This is a genomic window from Ruegeria sp. YKSD163 (assembly GCF_059612905.1).
Genome location: NZ_JBXWRM010000009.1, coordinates 22,382 through 37,388, shown reverse-complemented (window position 1 = coordinate 37,388; position 15,007 = coordinate 22,382). Strand labels below are relative to the sequence as shown.

Below are 15,007 nucleotides of genomic sequence, written 5' to 3'. Positions count from 1 at the left end.
TTTTGTAGGCTGGCCTGTTTTCGTGGATAAATGTTCTCTCCTAGTGGTTTTCCCCAATGTGAGGAAGTTTTTACCTTGTTCCGCGATCCTGTGGAAAATTTTGCCTATATCCTTTAAAAACAGATACTTAAGAAACTTCTCATAGAGGAACAAATTCGGGTAGATACTGGGGAGCTGCGCGTATAGCCAAGGTTATCCCGCAAGCCAGGGTTATCCTTGTCCATACTGGATGGAGCCCGGGCGACTCGGGTGAGATTTCTGCATTTTCCCCGGGCTTGCACGTCAAGCCGAAAAGCATGAAAAACCGTACCAGAGCGATCACCAGATTTCCCACGGGGTTTTCCACATGACTGTCCCCCTCATCCTGGCATCCGGTTCGACCATCCGGGCCCAGTTGCTGGAAAACGCGGCCGTCCCCTTTACCAAGGATGTACCGCGCGTCGATGAAGAATCGGTAAAGGCAGCCCTGCTGGCCGAGGGTGCACCGCCGCGCGATATCGCCGACGCCCTGGCCGAGATGAAGGCGCGCAAGATCAGCGACAAGCATCCCGGCGCCATGGTGTTGGGATGTGATCAGGTGCTCGATTTCCAGGGCAGGCTGTTGTCGAAACCCGACAGCCCCGAGACCGCTCTGGCCGAGTTGCAACAGATGAGCGGTCAGCGGCACATGCTGCTGTCAGCGGCGGTGATCTACGAAAACGGGCAACCCGTCTGGCGCCATGTGGGGCAGGTCCGGCTGAGGATGCGGGTCCTGTCCGACAACTATCTGACCGGCTATGTGACGCGCAACTGGGACAGCATCCGCCACGCCGTCGGCGGCTACAAGCTTGAGGAAGAGGGCGTACGCCTGTTCTCAGCCATTGACGGGGACCACTTTAACGTTTTGGGTATGCCCCTGTTGGAACTGCTCAATTTTCTGGCGTTGCGCGGAGTGATTGACACATGACCGAGAACCGGATTCCGCTGGCTGGCGTGATCGGCCACCCGATTTCGCATTCGAAATCTCCCCGGTTGCATGGCCACTGGCTCAAGACCTATGGCATCAACGGCCATTACATCCCGATGGATGTAGCGCCGTCGGATCTGGCGCAGGTGCTGCGTACCCTGCCCAAGGCCGGGTTCGTGGGTGTCAACATCACCATTCCGCATAAGGAGGCGGTGATGGCGGTTGCCGATCAGATCACCGACCGCGCCACGCTGATCGGCGCGGTCAATACGCTGATCTTTCGCGAAGACGGGCGGATCCTTGCCGACAACACCGATGGCTATGGGTTTATGGAGAACCTGCGTGCCGGGGCCCCCGACTGGGACCCGAAATCAGGGCCCGCGGTGGTGTTCGGCGCGGGCGGTGCCGCACGGGCCGTGATCTCGGCCCTGGCCGAGGCCGGCGTGCCCGAGGTGATCGTCACCAACCGGACCCGCGTGCGCGCCGACAAGCTCAAGGATGATTTCGGCCAGCGGGTCACAGTGGCGGACTGGGTTCAGGCCGGCAACGTGGTCGAGGACGCACGCCTGGTGGTGAACACAACGTCTCTAGGGATGATCGGAAAGCCTGAGCTGCGGGTGCCACTGGACGGGTTGCGCGCGGATGCTGTGGTGACCGATCTGGTCTATGCGCCGCTCAAGACACGTCTTCTGGCCGAGGCCGAAGAGATGGGATGCACCACGGTCGACGGGTTGGGCATGCTGTTGCATCAGGCGGTGCCGGGATTCGAGCGCTGGTTCGGCGAACGACCGGTTGTCGATGCGGCCACACGGGCGGCCGCGCTCAGATGACATTTCGACTTGGCCTTACCGGCTCCATCGGCATGGGCAAATCCACCACGGCGCAGATGTTCGTGGACGAAGGCTGCGCGCTGTGGGATGCGGATGCGGCGGTGCACAGGCTCTATTCCAGCGGCGGCGCGGCCGTTGCGCCGATGCGCGCGGCCTTTCCCGAGGCGGTGATTGACGATGCGATCTCCCGCTCGGCGCTGAAACAGATCATCGCCCAGGATTCGCGGGCGTTGAAAAGGATTGAGGCCATCGTGCATCCGCTGGTGGCCGAGGATCGCGCCCGGTTTCGTGATAGCACAACGGCGGATATCCTTGTTTTTGACATTCCGCTTCTGTTCGAAACCGGGGGTGAGGCTGCGATGGACGCGGTCGCCTGTGTCTCGATCCCGCCCGAGGAGCAAAAGGCGCGTGTGATGGCGCGCGGCACCATGACCGAGGCGCAGTTCGAACAGATACGGGCAAAACAGATGCCGAACGAAGAAAAATGTGCGCGGTCCGATTTTGTGATCGTGACCGACACGCTGGACCATGCCCGCGCGCAGGTGCAAGATATCGTCAGGCAGATACGGGCGGGGAACAGCCATGCGTGAGATCGTACTCGACACCGAAACCACCGGCTTTGACCCTGAAACCGGCGATCGTATTGTCGAGATTGGCGCGGTCGAACTGTGGAACCACATCGCCACTGGCAACACTTATCACCAGTATATCAATCCCGAACGGATGATGCCCGCCGAGGCATTTGGCGTGCACGGGATCGGACCCGACATCCTGGAGCCGCCGCAACAGCCCGAACCGGGCCAGGTGACCCTGCGGGACAAGCCGGTCTTTGCCAAGGTTGGTCAGGCGTTTCGCGATTTCGTGGCGGATTCCCATTTGGTCATCCACAACGCGTCCTTCGACATGAAGTTCCTGAATGCCGAACTGCGCTGGATGGGCCTGCCCGAGATTCCGTTCGATCGGGCCATCGACACGCTGGGCATGGCGCGGCGCAAATTTCCGGGTTCGCCCGCCACGCTGGACGCTCTGTGCCGCCGGTTCGGTATCGACAACTCGAACCGTGTGTTGCACGGCGCACTGCTGGATGCCGAGATATTGGCCGAGGTCTATCTGGAGCTGATTGGCGGCAAGCAGCCCGATTTCGGACTGTCGACTGTGGCAAGCAGCGGTGGCACCGGTGCAGAGACCGCCTGGCGCCCCTCGCCAAGGCCAACCCCCCTGCCCGCCCGCATCACCGAGGCAGAGCGCGCGGCGCATGCCGAGTTTGTCGAGAAACTGGGGGAAAATGCGGTGTGGAAACGCGCCTGACCCAAGTCAGGCGCGCGTTCCGGATCAGGCGTCGGCCTTTTGTTCGGCCTGCGCGGCTGCTTGCTGGCGGGCCAGCTCCGAGCGGTACAGCGCCATGAAGTCGATATTGTCGAGGTTCAGCGGCGGATAGCCACCGTCGCGAGTGATATCGCTGACGATGCGGCGCAGGAACGGGAACAGCATCCGCGGGCATTCGATCAGCAGGAACGGATGCAGCTGCTCGTTCGCCACGCCCTCGACATGGAAGATACCGCAATAGTCGATCTCGAACACGAACAGGACATCGTCCATGCCTTTGGCCTTGGACGTGATGTTCAGCTTGATCGCAACCTCGTACTGATTGTCGGTGCTGCGCTTCTTGGCATCCAGATTGACCTGGACATTGACGTCGGGTTGCACGTCGCCCGAGGCGCCGCGCTGTGCCATGACGTTTTCAAACGACATGTCACGAATGAACTGACCCAATACACGCATCTGGATCTGGGGCGGCTGCTGGGCAGCGGCGGCGTCGGTCTCGGCCATGAAATCCTCCGGCTTTACAAATTCGCCACTGCTTAACAGCTTGGCGCGACCGGCTCAATGCCGGTCCGGTCCCTCGACCCAGCCGGACGGGCCAGCTCCTTGTTCACGGTGAGGACGCACCTCTTCCCATTCGCCGTCGATCACGTCGCCGGTGTCATGATGTGACTGGCTCATTCCCGGTCCCGGCCCCATCTGAAAGCTGGCGACCTGAACGCGCGCGCGCAGATAGCGATAGACCGCGACCCGCACCGCCGGAACCAGCAGCGCAAATCCCAACGCATCGGTGAAAAACCCCGGCGTCAACAGTAATGCACCGGAAAACAGAATCATCGCCCCATGTGCCAGCGGCTCTGTCGGGTCGTCCAACTGGTTGAAAGCACGGTTCAATTGGCCCAGCGCCATGCGACCCTGGGTCCGGACCAGCCATGTTCCCAGCACCGCAGTCAACACCACGATGGCAAGGGTCGGCAACAGCCCGATCGACCCGCCAACTTGTATGAACAGGGCGATCTCGATGATCGGAACCAGCAGGAAGGCCAGAAACAGATACATGCAGCGCGTCCTTTCGCCTATGGTCAATGGTGGACTTGCCCCCAACCGTTGCCTACATAGTGGTTCTAAGCCCAGGTTACAAAGTTTCTGGCCCGAGACCGAGGACATAATGAACTCTCCCCTGATCCAGCTTCTTGTGCTGGCCGGCATTGCCATTTTCCTGATTCTGCGCCTGAAAAGCGTGCTTGGAACCCGTGAAGGGTTCGAAAAACCGCCGGTGCCGAAGCAACCGGAAAACCGCGCGCGGCGCGATTTTGAGGTGATCGAAGGCGGCCCCGACCGTGACATCACCGACCATGTTCCCGAGGAAAGCCCGCAAGCCCAGGCGTTGGCGGCGATGAAACGGATTGAACCGGCTTTTTCGGTCAGTGAATTCGTGCAGGGTGCGCGCGGCGCCTACGAGATGATCGTAATGGGGTTCGAGCGTGGCAACCTGGATGAGATCGAGCCGTTTCTGGCCGAAGACGTCTTTGAAACCTTTGTCGGCGTCGTTGCAGCGCGCGAGGATCAGGGTCTTACGATCGAGGCGGAATTCGTCGGTGTGCGGGAAACCGCAATTCAGGACGTGCATTTCGATAAGGACGGCAACCGGGCCGAAATCACCATGCGTTTCGTGGGCGAACTGACCTCGGTTGTCCGTGATCGCGGCGGCGATGTGGTCGAAGGTAGCCCCACGACGGTTAAACGGCAAAAGGACGTCTGGACCTTTGCCCGCGTCATGGGCACCGATGATCCGAACTGGCTGCTTGTCGCTACGGACGCATGATTGGCGCGCTCCGGTCGGCTGTTCTGGCAGGTGCCATTATGACCGCCTCGGCCGGAGCGGCAGAGATTACGCATACCGTTCTCTCCTTTGACCAGCTGGACGGCTGGGCAGAAGACGATCACGCTGCCGCGCTCACCACCTTTCTGAACACCTGCGACCAGTTCAATGACCCCGATTGGCGCAGCCTGTGCGCCATGGCGCGCGAGGCAACGCACGAGACCGCGCGTGGTTTTTTTGAACTGCTGTTTCGTCCCGTTCTTATCGAGGATGGCCAGGATGCGTTGTTCACCGGGTATTTCGAACCTGAACTTGAGGGCGCCCGGTTCCCTTCGTCCCGCTATCGGTATCCGGTTTACAAGATGCCGCCCGAGGCGCGCGCCAGCAATCCATGGCTGGATCGGCGCCAGATACTGACCAGCGGAGTAATGGACAATCGCGGACTCGAGATTGCCTGGGTCGATGACCCGGTCGAGCTGTTCTTTCTGCAAATTCAGGGGTCAGGCCGCATTCGCCTGCCGGATGGGCAAACCGTGCGGCTGGGATATGGCGGCGCGAACGGGCATCCCTATCGGTCGATCGGGGTCGAACTGGTACGGCGCGGCATCTATTCCGCCCATCAGGTGAGCGCCCAGGTGATCAAGAACTGGGTCCGGCGAAACCCCGACGCCGGGACCGAGCTGCTCTATCACAACCCGTCTTATGTTTTCTTTCGCGAGTTGAAGCACCTGCCTTCGGATCTGGGGCCAGTGGGGGCGATGAACCGGTCGGTGACGCCGCTGCGCTCGATCGCGGTCGATCCCGCCTATACGCCGCTAGGTGCGCCGGTCTGGGTCGAAAAGAACGGCGCCGGGCTGATGCGGCGACTGATGATCGCGCAGGATACCGGGTCGGCCATCAAGGGGGCGCAGCGGGCCGATATCTTCTTTGGCACTGGCGATGCGGCAGGACAGGCGGCGGGTACGCTGCGCGATCCGGGTCGCATGGTGGTTCTGTTGCCGATACAGCGCGCCTATGCCCTGTTGCCGGATGGGTACTGATGACCCGGAGAAAGCTGACACGGGATGAAATCGACCTTTGGCGCAAGGTCGTCCGGCAGGCCGACCGGCTGCACCCGGAACGTGTCGACGGGGTGCACCCGCAGACGCTGCCCAAACCGAAACCGACCAAACCGCTGCCGATGTCGCTGGAACCTTTCGAGCTAGGTCAAGCGGCGCGCGTCAAATCCGCACGCCATGTGCTGACACCCTCGGTCACAGACCGGTTGTCGCGGACGCCGGTGCAGATGGATCCCAAGGCTTATACCCGGATGCGCCGGGGCAAGCTGAAACCCGAGGGAAAACTCGACCTGCACGGTATGCGCGTCGATACCGCCCACCCTGCCCTGACCCGCTTTATCCTGAGCGCCCAGGCCCAGGGCAAACGGCTGGTACTGGTGGTGACCGGCAAGGGCAAGTTTCGCGACGAGCCGGGACCCATCCCCACCCCGCGTGGGGTGCTGCGCCATCAGGTGCCGCAATGGCTGTCGCTACCTCCATTGGCGCAGGCGGTGCTCCAGGTGACACCCGCCCATATCAGCCACGGCGGCGAAGGTGCCTATTACGTCTATCTCCGGCGCAGCCGAAGTTAGCGGTCGTTGTTTTCCATCACCACGTCAAGGTTGTCACGCGCATAGGTGATGATGCCGGGAAAAGCGCGCTCCAGCGGCACATTTCCTGCCTCGAACAGTTCCGTCATGTTGCGTGCTTCGGCGATCATTGCCAGCAGCGTGGGCGAGGTGGCGGCGACGAAATGGCCCGATTCAGCCTCGTCCGAGAACTGGCTAGTATCGATTACCGCGACCGGCAGATCGGTGATCAGCGCCGCCGAGCCGATCTGACCCAGCCGTTCGCTGCTTTGCTTGCCGCGCAGTTGTCGCGACAAATTCAGCACATTGTCCTTTTCCGAAGCCATCACAACAAAGGGCTGTGGCACGGTTTTGATCCTGCGCATCTGGCTGCGGAACACGTCGAGATCCAAGTCGGGCGAGATCAGTATGACCCCGTCCAGATGACGCGCGGACCAGCCCGGAGTGGCGATCTCGATCTGGCGCAACGCCTCCATCAATAGGAAAGAGCCCATCGAATGGGCGACAACCGAGATCCGGTCTATCCGCTGTTCGCCCAGCTGGCGCAGCACGGTCTCCAGCCCGTCGCGGGCAAACACCGTGCTGTCCGCGTCATAGGCGTAGCCCAGTGCATGCCCCTTGCTGGGCCAGGAATAGACCATCAGTGACCCGGACATGTCGATGTCATGGGCCAGCTGGGCCGCCCGATAAGCGGTTTCGGTCTGGGTCGAGTTGAAACCGTGCACGAACAGCGTCAGCTCGCGCTCTCCTGCCGGTTGCCGCGCAAGTTCTTGCTTTAAGCGGGTGCGAAACACCTCGGGGCCGTCGAACACCGTCTGGCCCGCCAGGATGAACTGTTTTTCCGGGTTGGCCCGGCCATAGCCGAAATCGAGCCGCCCGGGTCGGCGGTCGGGCGGGATCGAGACGGTCAGTTCCAGCAGGCTCAGGTTTTCGGCGCGGTCCGGACCAAAGGAGCCGTCGCCCTTTTGCACCCGGGTGGTCGCGGCAAAGATGGTGGCGGGGCTGCCCACCGCCAGCGCCTCGGGCGTGATCGGCGTATAGCTGCGGTCGGTACAGCCCGACAACAGCGCCACACCCAGAATGATTGCAACCCGAAACCGCATCTCAGATCCTCGTTCCGGCGAAGACCTGTCCGCTACAGAACGTACCGGCTCAGGTCGGTCGAACGTGTCAGCTCTCCAAGATTCGTATCGACAAACCCTGCGTCCACCGTCACCGCCTCGCCCGAACGGTCGGGCGCGGTAAAGGAGAGTTCCTCGAATACGCGTTCCATCACCGTATAAAGGCGCCGCGCGCCAATATTCTCGACGCTCTGGTTCACCTCGGCGGCGATGCGGGCCAGCGCCGCGATACCGTCGGGGGTAAAGGCGACGGTCACCTTTTCGGTACCCATCAGCGCGGTATATTGCCGGGTCAGCGCATTGTCGGTCTCGGTCAGGATGCGTACGAAATCCTCTTCGGTCAGCGCGCGCAGCTCCACCCGGATTGGCAGCCGCCCCTGCAATTCGGGCAGCAGGTCGCTGGGTTTGGCAATGTGAAAGGCGCCGCTGGCGATGAACAGGATATGGTCGGTCTTGATCGGCCCGTATTTGGTGCTGACAGTTGTGCCCTCGATCAGCGGCAGCAGGTCACGCTGCACCCCCTCGCGGCTGACATCCGCGCCGCGCGCGTCCGAGCGGGCGCAGACCTTGTCGATTTCGTCCAGGAACACGATGCCGCTCTGCTCGACCGCTTCCAGCGCGGTCTTGTTGACCAACTCGTCATCCAGTAGCTTGTCGGCCTCTTCCCCGATCAGAATTTCATAGCTGTCGGCGACGCGCAGTTTCTTGCGAGTGGTGCGTCCGGCAAAGGCCTTGCCGAACAGGTCGCCCAGATTCATCATCCCCATATTGCCGCCGGGCTGGCCCGGGATTTCGAACATCGACATCGGGTTCGAACCGTCGGCGACCTCAAGCTCGATCACGGTGTCGTCCAGCTCGCCTGACTTTAGCTTCTTGCGGAACATCTCGCGCGTACCCTCGCGGGCGTCCTCACCGGCGATGGCGGTGATCACCCGATCCTCGGCCGCCTTGTGAGCGCGGGCGCGCACCTCGTCCCGCATATATTCGCGGGTTTGCACGATGGCCGCATCGGCCAGGTCACGGATGATCTGTTCCACATCGCGCCCGACATAGCCGACCTCGGTGAACTTGGTTGCCTCGACCTTGATGAAAGGTGCGCGCGCGAGTTTCGCCAGGCGGCGGCTGATCTCGGTCTTGCCCACGCCAGTGGGGCCGATCATCAGGATGTTCTTCGGGTACACCTCGTCGCGCAGGTCGTCAGCCAGCTGCTTGCGCCGCCAGCGGTTGCGCAGCGCCACGGCAACAGCGCGCTTGGCGTCCTTCTGTCCGATGATGAAACGGTCAAGCTCCGAGACGATCTCGCGCGGGGTCAGGTCGGTCATGTGCTCTCAATCTCGTTGTGTCGCCTCGGAACCTAAGCATGGGGGCCGAAAACACAAGCCGGTCACGCGACGTTCACCGCAGGACACGTGCTTTCAGCTATGCGTGAGGGTACCTTTCCGCCTACCGGGCGCCGGTTTATTTCTCGTCTTGCGCATCAGACGCTAAGTCCAATCAAGGGAATTCACCACTCATGATCACCCGTCGTTCTTTGTTTCTCACCGCCGCGGGAACTGCCGTAGCGCTCGCATCCGGCGCCGCCGCCTTTGCGGGCGGGGCCAAGGGTCAGTTCGAAGGCCGTTCCAACCATGTCACCTCCGGCTCGGTGAAGCTGGTGAAAGACGGCGAACGCTATGTGGTCGAACTGGGTGACGATTTCTCTCTCGATGGCGGACCGGATCCGCGCGTCGCATTTGGCAAGGACGGCCACTACGATCCGGACACCAAGCTGGGTGCGCTGCTGTCGCTGACCGGAAAGCAGCGTTATGCGGTGCCGCCGACTTGGGATGTTTCCGCCTATAACGAGGTCTACATCTGGTGCGACGTCGCCGGTGTGCCGCTGGGCGTTGCCAAGATTCACTAACGGGCGCCACCACTCACTCTCTCCGCCCGCGAGGCCGCGTCTTTGACGCGGCCTCACTTATTTAGAGATTGTCTCAACCGTCAGGTTGCCATTGGTATAAACGCAGATATCAGCGGCAATCGCCATGGCGGCGCGGGCCACCTGTTCGGCGTTCTTGTCGCTGTCCATCATCGCCCGCGCGGCGGCCAGCGCGAAATTCCCGCCCGACCCGATGGCGGCCACGTCATGCTCAGGCTCCAGCACGTCACCTGCGCCGGTGATCACGAACATGTCCTGCCCGTCGCTGACGATCAGCATCGCCTCGAGCTTTTGCAGGTACTTGTCGGTGCGCCAATCCTTGGCCAGCTCGACCGAGGCACGGGCCAGTTGCCCGGGGGTCGCCTCCAGCTTGGCCTCTAGCCGTTCGAGCAGGGTAAAGGCATCCGCCGTCGATCCGGCAAACCCCGCGACCACGTGATAGCCACCCGGCGACAGGCGCCGCACCTTGCGAGCGGTACCCTTGATCACGGTCTGGCCCAGACTGACCTGACCATCGCCCGCGATCACCACTTCGCCGCCTTTCTTGACGCCGATGATCGTGGTGCCGTGCCAGCCCGGGAATTGATCGTCTGCCATGATTGCCTCCATCCTGTGTTGAGCCCGTATATGGGCCGTGGCGGGCGCAAGGGCAAGCTATGCATACTGCCTAGAAGTTATGCACGGATTGCATTTCGGGGCTGTCGAGCGGGCATTTGTAAGACTCGGACCCATCCCCTAGATGAGCCTCACAACCGACGCAGGGTCGGCTGTTTCATTCAAAGGAACGCGCAAATGGCATATACCACCAGCACCACAGCGCCGCTCGGAGCAGTCACCGTTCTCCGCGTGGTGGATTTCTTCTACTCGGCGAAAGAGGCCGTGGCATCCTGGAACGACTCGCGCCGCACCCGCAAGGCGCTGTCGGTTCTGACCGACGCCCAGCTGGACGATATCGGCCTGACCCGTGCCGACATCGCCAAGATCTGATCCAATCCCCACGGATCGACGTTAGAATGGCCGCTCGTGTTTCGGGCGGCTTTTTCTATTCCGGGCTATCGTTCATGTACTGCTATGGGCCGGTGCAGTGTGCAACCGGCCGGCGGCCAGCGCGCTGAGCGCCACCATCACCGCTGCGGTTCCCAGACAGGCGGGTACCCCGCCCAGCTGATAGGTCAGCCCGGACAGCAGTGTACCCAACAGCCGCCCCGCCGCATTTGCCATGTAGTAGAATCCCACATCCATGGTGACCCGCTCGTCCTTGGAAAAGGCGAGGATCAGGTAGGAATGCAGCGAGGAATTGACGGCGAAAAGCGCACCAAACACCAGCAGGCCCGATACCAGAACCACCGTCAGCCAGGGCTGTGGCCCGCCGGCCATCAAGGTCGCGCCCGTCAGAAGTGCCGGAACGAGGGCCAGCCACGCGGCCCAGTTGCGGGCTGCAGCGATCAGATCACCCTCGCCCCGCGATGCGGCGCGCAGCAGGCGCGGGGCCGAGGCCTGAATCGCGCCGTAGAACACGATCCATCCTGCCATGAACCCGCCGATGATGAAAAACGCGGCGCGGTTGCCCGCCTCGCTGCCATCGGACAGGACGGCATAGAAATAGACCGGGATGCCGACCACGAACCACACGTCGCGGGCGCCGAACAGAAACACCCGCGCCGCCGAGAGCCAGTTGATATTGGCGGATTTGGAGAAGACCTCGGAAAACTTGGCGCCCTTGCGGCCCTTGGGCAGGCCGGGGGGCATAGCGATCAGCACCGCCAGCAGGATCACCGCCAGAATGGCCGCCATGCCCAGTGTTGCAGCAGTGAATCCGGCGAACCCAAGCAGCACGGCGCCCAGAAGGAACCCCACTCCTTTGACCGCGTTCTTTGAGCCTGTCAGCACTGCGACCCAGCGAAACAGCCCGTCACCCTCTTTCGGGGCCAGCAGCTTGACCGCCGATTTCGAGGACATCTTGGCCAGGTCCTTTGCCACGCCTGACAGGCCCTGCACGACCATGACAAAGGCAACCGAGGTGGTGATCTGCCAGCCCGGATCCAGTTGCGACAAGGCCACCAGCGCGCCCACCTGAAGCGCCAGCCCGGCATAGAGCGTGGCCGCCAGTCCGAACCGCGCCGCGATCCAGCCCGCCGACAGGTTGGTGACCATGCCCGCGACCTCGTAGAGCACAAATAGATAGGCCAGTTGCACCGGGCTGAAGCCCATCATGTGGAAATGCAGCAGCACCAGCATGCGCAGGGCGCCATCGGTCAGCATAAAGGTCCAATAGGCGGCGGTGACAGCGACATAGGCCGACAACCCGCCGCGCTCGGACGGGGCCCGGGTCACAGGCTGTCACCCACCATGATGGCCACATCCACCAGCCGGTGAGCATAGCCCATCTCATTGTCATACCAGGCATAGATTTTGACCTGGGTGCCATTGATCACCATGGTCGAAGGCGCATCCACGATCGAGGATCGCGGATCATTGGTATAATCGGCCGAGACTAGCGGCCGCTCTTCATATCCCAGGATGCCGTTCAGCGGCCCTTCGGCGGCGACCTTGAACAGCGCGTTGACCTCTTCGGCGCTGGTGTCGCGGGCGACTTCGAACACGCAATCGGTGATCGAGGCATTCAGCAACGGCACGCGCACCGCATGGCCGTTCAGCTTGCCCTTGAGTTCGGGATAGATCAGCGTGATCGCGGTGGCGCTGCCGGTGGTGGTGGGGATCAGCGAATTCAGTGCCGAGCGTGCCCGGCGCAGGTCCTTGGCGGGGCGGTCGACGATGGTCTGGGTATTGGTGACATCATGGATCGTGGTGATCGAGCCATGCCTGATCCCGATCCCCTCGTGCAGGACCTTGACCACCGGCGCCAGGCAATTGGTGGTACAGCTGGCGGCGGTGACGATCCGGTGGCGCGCGGGCTCATAGATATCGTGGTTCACGCCATAGACGATGTTTGCCGCATCGCCGTCCTTGACCGGGGCCGAGACCACCGCCTTTTTGACGCCCGCATCGAAATAGGGGGCCAGTTTCGCTTCGGTCTTGAAGACGCCCGTACAGTCGATCACCACATCCACCCCATTCAGCGGCAGGTCCTCGATCCGGCGGCTGGTGTGGACCGGAATGCGGGTGCCGTCGATGGTGATCGACTGGTCATCCCAGCCGAATTCGGCCTGCCAGCGCCCATGTACCGTGTCGAATTCCAGCAGATGCGCGAACATTTCGGGGCTGCCCACCGCATCGTTGATCCAGGCGATTTCTGCGCCGCGCTCCAGCAGCGGTTTCAGGGCCAGCTTGCCCATACGGCCAAGTCCATTCAGTGCGTAAACGGTCATGATAATTCCTTTGTGAAAACAGGTCGGATCGGGTCAGGCCTCTCGGCCCAGATCATCGACAGCGCGTTGCAGGGAAATCCGGTCAAGCTGCTCGAAAGGCAGGTTGGCAAAGGCCTGAATGCGGTTCTTCAGCGTGCCATAGACCTGCTGAAAGGCGAGGCTTTTCTGCGCGTCATTACCCTCGGCCTTGACCGGGTCAGGCATGCCCCAATGGGCCGAGATCGGTTGTCCCTGCCAGGCCGGGCATTCCTCGTTTGCGGCGCGGTCGCAGACGGTAAAGACGAAATCGAACTTTGGCGCCTCGGGGGTGGTGAACTCGGCAATGTTCTTGGCGCGCAATCCGGTCACGTCATGACCCTTGGCGCGCAGCACCTCGACCGCGTGAGGGTTCAGCTCGGAATAGGGCCTGGTCCCGGCGGAAAAGACGTTGAACCGGTCACCGCCTTCGTCCCGCAGCAGGGTCTCGGCAAAGATCGAGCGGGCGGAGTTGCCGGTGCAGATGAACAGGACATTGTATGTCGGGTGGGTCATGAGTGGGCTCGTCGCAAGAGGAGAGAGATCGGTTGGCGTGCACAATTCAGGGCGACCCCGGCAGCAATCCAGGAACAGCGCGTTCATCGTCTCACGCATCCCGTCCATATCCACCTGGTAAAGCAGCGAAGTGCCCTCGCGGGTCTGGGTCACCAGCCCCACCTGCACCAAAGCAGAAAGATATGACGATAATGTGCTGGGCTTCACATCCAGTGCGGCGCCGATTTCACCAGCGGCGACGCGTCCCGGATAGCGGCGCATCAGCAGGCGGAATACGGCCAGCCGTTGCGGATGCCCAAGGGTGGACAGGCGGAGGGGAATCGTTATTTCCATATTTCGCGTTTTATCGAAATAAAGGATTCGCGCAAGCCCCTTTGCGCTGTCCCTCCTGTTCACGCCCGGTTGAGGGTCGCTCAGGCCGGATCGTGCCGCATCAGCTGATATTTGCCCGCAAGGGAGGGCAGGAACGCCTCGATCGCGGCAGTTGCCACGACATGGTGGGTTCCGGTATCCGGGTCCGCCACGTCCAGCCCGCCCAGCACCGCGCGCACAGTGGCAGCTCCGCGCGGCAGTTCGGCGGCGACGGCCTCGCAATCGACCTGATCAGGTCTCTGCACACCGATGGTCACCTGCACCCGCATCTGTCCGTGATCGATCCCCAGTTTCGAAATCAGCGTGATCGAGGAATGGTGCAGAGCGTCCTGAACCGCCCGCCGCGCCGCCTTGGTATAGTCCTGGCCATAGAGATCATTGCCGGTGCCCATCTCAAGGATCATCCGATGATCGCTCATCCCGCCGCCTCCATGTCAAAGGAAACGACCACCGCCGCATTGGCGATGACCGTGCGTCCGCCGCCCTGCGGCTTGTCGATGTCCAGCCCGCCTTGCCGGACCGTGATATTGGGCTGGCCATAGGGAAAGATGGCGGCAAGCGCGGCCGTATCCACGGCCTCAGGTCGCTGTACGCCGATTTCTGCATCGACGATCATCGCCTCTTTCGGAAAGCCGAACAACTCGGCCATGTTGACCGAGTTGTGCCACAGCGCGTCCTTGAGAGCGCGCAGCGCCGCCTCCGTATAATCCTCGCGCCTGAGCGACGTGCCCATGCCGAATTCCACCAATACGCGCGTCTTAGCCATTCTGCCTCTCCTGCCATCGCCCGGAATTGGAACGAAAAAGAGGCGCCCGATACGGGGCGCCTCTTGGTTCATACCGTGAAACCGGCCTCAGATCGAGCTGTCGATCCAGTTCTGCAGTGCCGCCTTGGGCGCCGCACCAGCGCGGTTCGACACAACCTGACCGTCCTTGAAGATGAACAGGGCCGGAATACCCCGAACGCCCATCGCGGCGGCGGCATTGGGATTGCTGTCCACATCGACTTTGGCGATCTTCACCTTGCCGGCATATTCGGTTGCCAACTCTTCCAGGGCGGGGCCGATCTGTTTGCAGGGGCCGCACCATTCGGCCCAGAAATCCACCACTACGGGGATGTCCGAATTCTTGACTTCGGCGTCGAAGGTTGCGTCGGTGACGGCTACGGTGGACATGGTCTGTCTCC

General features: G+C 62.0%; 20 protein-coding genes. 9 read left to right on the top strand and 11 right to left on the bottom strand.

All coding sequences use genetic code 11. From position 1 onward, the window contains the following. Positions 1–346 precede the first annotated feature (346 nt). From AC2FNA_RS13150 to dnaQ, 4 genes are read left to right on the top strand one after another with little or no spacing between them, the layout of a single operon-like run. Positions 347–946: a Maf family protein gene (locus AC2FNA_RS13150; RefSeq protein ID WP_496827199.1), complete on the top strand. Its 600-nt coding sequence runs from the start codon at positions 347–349 to the stop codon at positions 944–946. Beyond that, positions 943–1,776 (top strand): shikimate dehydrogenase, encoded by an 834-nt coding sequence (locus tag AC2FNA_RS13145; RefSeq protein WP_496827197.1) that lies wholly within the window; start codon positions 943–945, stop codon positions 1,774–1,776. The genes AC2FNA_RS13150 and AC2FNA_RS13145 overlap by 4 nt, the downstream gene beginning before the upstream one ends. Next, on the top strand, positions 1,773–2,366 hold the full coding sequence (gene coaE / locus AC2FNA_RS13140; protein WP_496827195.1) for a dephospho-CoA kinase: 594 nt from the start codon (positions 1,773–1,775) through the stop codon (positions 2,364–2,366). Before AC2FNA_RS13145 ends, coaE begins: the two co-directional genes overlap by 4 nt. After that, the gene (gene dnaQ / locus AC2FNA_RS13135; protein WP_496827193.1) at positions 2,359–3,084 is read left to right on the top strand and encodes a DNA polymerase III subunit epsilon; all 726 of its coding nucleotides are present in this window, start codon (positions 2,359–2,361) and stop codon (positions 3,082–3,084) included. Before coaE ends, dnaQ begins: the two co-directional genes overlap by 8 nt. A gap of 24 nt (positions 3,085–3,108) precedes the next feature. Here dnaQ and secB read toward each other — a convergent pair whose 3' ends face one another. Together secB and AC2FNA_RS13125 are read right to left on the bottom strand one after the other, a co-directional pair. Further along, positions 3,109–3,606, bottom strand: a complete 498-nt coding sequence (gene secB, locus AC2FNA_RS13130) for a protein-export chaperone SecB (RefSeq protein ID WP_496827191.1) — start codon at positions 3,604–3,606, stop codon at positions 3,109–3,111. 54 nt (positions 3,607–3,660) lie between these two features. Further along, positions 3,661–4,158 (bottom strand): FxsA family protein, encoded by a 498-nt coding sequence (locus tag AC2FNA_RS13125; protein ID WP_496827189.1) that lies wholly within the window; start codon positions 4,156–4,158, stop codon positions 3,661–3,663. 109 nt (positions 4,159–4,267) lie between these two features. On the opposite strand from AC2FNA_RS13125, the gene AC2FNA_RS13120 reads away from it, so the two are divergent. From AC2FNA_RS13120 to AC2FNA_RS13110, 3 genes are read left to right on the top strand one after another with little or no spacing between them, the layout of a single operon-like run. Continuing rightward, entirely contained in the window at positions 4,268–4,924 is a 657-nt protein-coding gene (locus AC2FNA_RS13120; protein ID WP_496827187.1) for a Tim44/TimA family putative adaptor protein, read from the top strand. Next, complete coding sequence (gene mltA / locus AC2FNA_RS13115) at positions 4,921–5,961, top strand: murein transglycosylase A (RefSeq protein ID WP_496827185.1); 1,041 nt, start codon at positions 4,921–4,923, stop codon at positions 5,959–5,961. The genes AC2FNA_RS13120 and mltA overlap by 4 nt, the downstream gene beginning before the upstream one ends. Then, positions 5,961–6,551, top strand: a complete 591-nt coding sequence (locus AC2FNA_RS13110; RefSeq protein WP_496827183.1) for a Smr/MutS family protein — start codon at positions 5,961–5,963, stop codon at positions 6,549–6,551. The genes mltA and AC2FNA_RS13110 overlap by 1 nt, the downstream gene beginning before the upstream one ends. On the opposite strand, the gene AC2FNA_RS13105 is transcribed toward AC2FNA_RS13110, so the two are convergent. Both AC2FNA_RS13105 and hslU read right to left on the bottom strand, forming a co-directional pair. Further along, the gene (locus tag AC2FNA_RS13105; RefSeq protein WP_496827181.1) at positions 6,548–7,651 is read right to left on the bottom strand and encodes an alpha/beta hydrolase; all 1,104 of its coding nucleotides are present in this window, start codon (positions 7,649–7,651) and stop codon (positions 6,548–6,550) included. The genes AC2FNA_RS13110 and AC2FNA_RS13105 overlap by 4 nt on opposite strands. Positions 7,652–7,683: 32 nt before the next feature. Beyond that, on the bottom strand, positions 7,684–8,991 hold the full coding sequence (gene hslU / locus AC2FNA_RS13100) for an ATP-dependent protease ATPase subunit HslU (protein ID WP_496827179.1): 1,308 nt from the start codon (positions 8,989–8,991) through the stop codon (positions 7,684–7,686). A gap of 191 nt (positions 8,992–9,182) precedes the next feature. On the opposite strand from hslU, the gene AC2FNA_RS13095 reads away from it, so the two are divergent. After that, positions 9,183–9,572, top strand: coding sequence for a DM13 domain-containing protein (locus AC2FNA_RS13095; protein WP_496827177.1), 390 nt, complete (start codon positions 9,183–9,185; stop codon positions 9,570–9,572). A gap of 57 nt (positions 9,573–9,629) precedes the next feature. Here the strand turns inward: AC2FNA_RS13095 and hslV are convergent, their stop codons facing one another. Next, positions 9,630–10,187: an ATP-dependent protease subunit HslV gene (hslV, locus tag AC2FNA_RS13090; RefSeq protein WP_496827176.1), complete on the bottom strand. Its 558-nt coding sequence runs from the start codon at positions 10,185–10,187 to the stop codon at positions 9,630–9,632. A gap of 195 nt (positions 10,188–10,382) precedes the next feature. Here hslV and AC2FNA_RS13085 point away from each other — a divergent pair, with 195 nt between their 5' ends. Then, positions 10,383–10,577 carry a DUF1127 domain-containing protein gene (locus tag AC2FNA_RS13085; RefSeq protein ID WP_234139135.1) on the top strand — a complete coding sequence of 65 codons (195 nt, stop codon included), beginning with the start codon at positions 10,383–10,385 and terminating at the stop codon, positions 10,575–10,577. Between the two features lie 72 nt (positions 10,578–10,649). On the opposite strand, the gene arsJ is transcribed toward AC2FNA_RS13085, so the two are convergent. The 6 genes from arsJ to trxA form a co-directional block, all read right to left on the bottom strand. Next, the gene (gene arsJ, locus AC2FNA_RS13080; RefSeq protein ID WP_496827175.1) at positions 10,650–11,924 is read right to left on the bottom strand and encodes an organoarsenical effux MFS transporter ArsJ; all 1,275 of its coding nucleotides are present in this window, start codon (positions 11,922–11,924) and stop codon (positions 10,650–10,652) included. Then, positions 11,921–12,919 carry an ArsJ-associated glyceraldehyde-3-phosphate dehydrogenase gene (locus AC2FNA_RS13075; protein ID WP_496827174.1) on the bottom strand — a complete coding sequence of 333 codons (999 nt, stop codon included), beginning with the start codon at positions 12,917–12,919 and terminating at the stop codon, positions 11,921–11,923. The genes arsJ and AC2FNA_RS13075 overlap by 4 nt, the downstream gene beginning before the upstream one ends. 33 nt (positions 12,920–12,952) lie before the next feature. Beyond that, the gene (locus AC2FNA_RS13070; protein WP_496827173.1) at positions 12,953–13,783 is read right to left on the bottom strand and encodes an arsenate reductase/protein-tyrosine-phosphatase family protein; all 831 of its coding nucleotides are present in this window, start codon (positions 13,781–13,783) and stop codon (positions 12,953–12,955) included. An 80-nt stretch (positions 13,784–13,863) separates the two neighbouring features. Continuing rightward, the gene (locus AC2FNA_RS13065) at positions 13,864–14,241 is read right to left on the bottom strand and encodes a Lin0512 family protein (RefSeq protein ID WP_496827172.1); all 378 of its coding nucleotides are present in this window, start codon (positions 14,239–14,241) and stop codon (positions 13,864–13,866) included. After that, positions 14,238–14,588 carry a Lin0512 family protein gene (locus AC2FNA_RS13060; protein ID WP_496827170.1) on the bottom strand — a complete coding sequence of 117 codons (351 nt, stop codon included), beginning with the start codon at positions 14,586–14,588 and terminating at the stop codon, positions 14,238–14,240. Before AC2FNA_RS13060 ends, AC2FNA_RS13065 begins: the two co-directional genes overlap by 4 nt. An 87-nt stretch (positions 14,589–14,675) precedes the next feature. Then, positions 14,676–14,996, bottom strand: a complete 321-nt coding sequence (gene trxA / locus AC2FNA_RS13055; protein ID WP_011049545.1) for a thioredoxin — start codon at positions 14,994–14,996, stop codon at positions 14,676–14,678. Between the last annotated feature and the right edge of the window lie 11 nt (positions 14,997–15,007).